This window comes from Microbispora bryophytorum (genome assembly GCF_006874465.1).
Lineage (GTDB): Bacteria > Actinomycetota > Actinomycetes > Streptosporangiales > Streptosporangiaceae > Microbispora > Microbispora bryophytorum.
The window spans coordinates 1-1652 of sequence record NZ_VIRL01000055.1 but is presented as its reverse complement, the minus strand read 5'-3'; the positions used below and the strand labels follow the sequence as shown (position 1 = coordinate 1652).

Annotated in this window: 1 protein-coding gene and 1 pseudogene; both read left to right on the top strand. The window is 71.8% G+C overall.

Going from position 1 to position 1652, the window contains the following annotated elements; translation table 11 throughout:
- Window positions 1–1127: pseudogene (locus FLX07_RS36790) on the top strand (hypothetical protein); the annotation flags it as partial.
- 208 nt (window positions 1128–1335) lie between these two features.
- Window positions 1336–1652: HNH endonuclease signature motif containing protein (locus tag FLX07_RS35745; protein WP_142576393.1), on the top strand; the 317-nt coding region annotated here is incomplete at its 3' end.

The window sequence follows — 1652 nt, the reverse complement described above, 5'->3', positions numbered from 1 at the left end:
GGAGCTCTGGAACCCGCAGCCGGACACGTCCTGAAGCCCGCAGCGGGACCGGCGGCTCGACCGGCACCGCAATCCACGGGCAGGCGCGCGATGGAGATCGCCCGCAGGATCGCCCCGACAGCCACACCAGCGACCACACCGCTCATGCCGGCGACCACGCCGACGATCCTGCCGGTGTCCCCGTCGGCCACCCTGTCGGCAAGGCCGATGACACGAGCGACGGCGAGACCCGTGACCACGATGAGAGCGCCCCGGCTGACACCAGCAACGATCCTCCCCGACAGGAGGGCGTCGACGGCCACGCCGATGACCGCACCCGCGACATCGCCGACAAGAGCGCCGACAAGACTGCCGATAAGGCCGTCGGCAAAGCCGCTGACAGGGCTGCCGACGAGGCCGTTGACAAGGCCGCCGACGAGGCCGCCGACGAGGCCGCCGACGACGGTGAGACCGCACTCGCTGACCCGCGTGCCGGTGGCGGGGACGGTGACGACAGCGCCAAGCCCAGCCCGGTGTCACCGCTCCCAGCAGACGCGTGGCCGACGCAGACCCGCCCGACACAGGCGTGGCCGACGCAGACGCGGCCGACGCAGGCGTGGCCGACGCAGACGCGGCCGGTGCGGGCATGGTCGGTGCGGGCATGGTCGGTGCGGGAGATACGGGTGGAGCTGACCACCCTGCTCGGCCTCGATGAGCACCCGGCCCATCTGCCCGGCTGGGGCATGGTCCACGCCGCTCAGGCCCGCCGGATCGTCGCCTCCATGCTCACCGGGCAATGGCGCTTTGCCGTCTGCACCGACAACGGGCATCTGCTGCTGACGGGCATCACCGGCCGCCGCCCCTGCCCGCCCACGCAACAGCCCGCACGCGATACACGACGCGGCGGCATCGTCGAGCTCCAAATCACCCTCACCCGACTCCGTGAACTGGCCGCCACTCCCACCGCCACCGGCGCCTGGGCCCCCCTGATCGCCGACCTGGCCCGCCACGCCCAGCACGCCGAGACCAGACAACCGCAAAACGGCCGCCCCCACACTCATCCACCCGACGCAGCCCAACCCACCCCATCCGGTAAGTCCGGTAAGTCCGGTAGTCCGGTAGTCCGCACAGTCTGCCCAGTCCGGTGAGTCCACCGATTCCAAGTCCGGCGGGTCCGCACAGCCTGCCGAGTCCGGGTCCACCAAGTCCGGGTCCACCAAGTCCGGGTCCACCAAGTCCGGGTCCACCGAGTCCGAGTCCGAGTCCGGTGAGTCCGCCGGTCGGCGGCATGCCGGTGCGGCCTTACGCCGCTATGTCCAGATTCGGGGCCGGGTCTGCTCCTGGCCGGGCTGCCGCATGCCCGCCACCCGGACCGACCAGGACCACATCCACCCCTGGGCCGACAACGGCGCCACCACCGCCGACAACCTGCACCTGGCCTGCCGCCACGACCACCGCGCCCGGCACATCGGCGGCTGGCGGGTCACCTCGGCCGGCCCCCAACTGATCGTCTGGACCAGCCCACTCGGACACGCCTACCCCAGCCCACTCCCGAAGATCATCCAACCCGCCCCCGACCCCCAGCCCCGCAACTGGCCCGACACCCCGCCCGGACACCTGCCCGCCAACCCCGCCGGAACACCGGACACCATCATGACTCCATCCCGACCTCA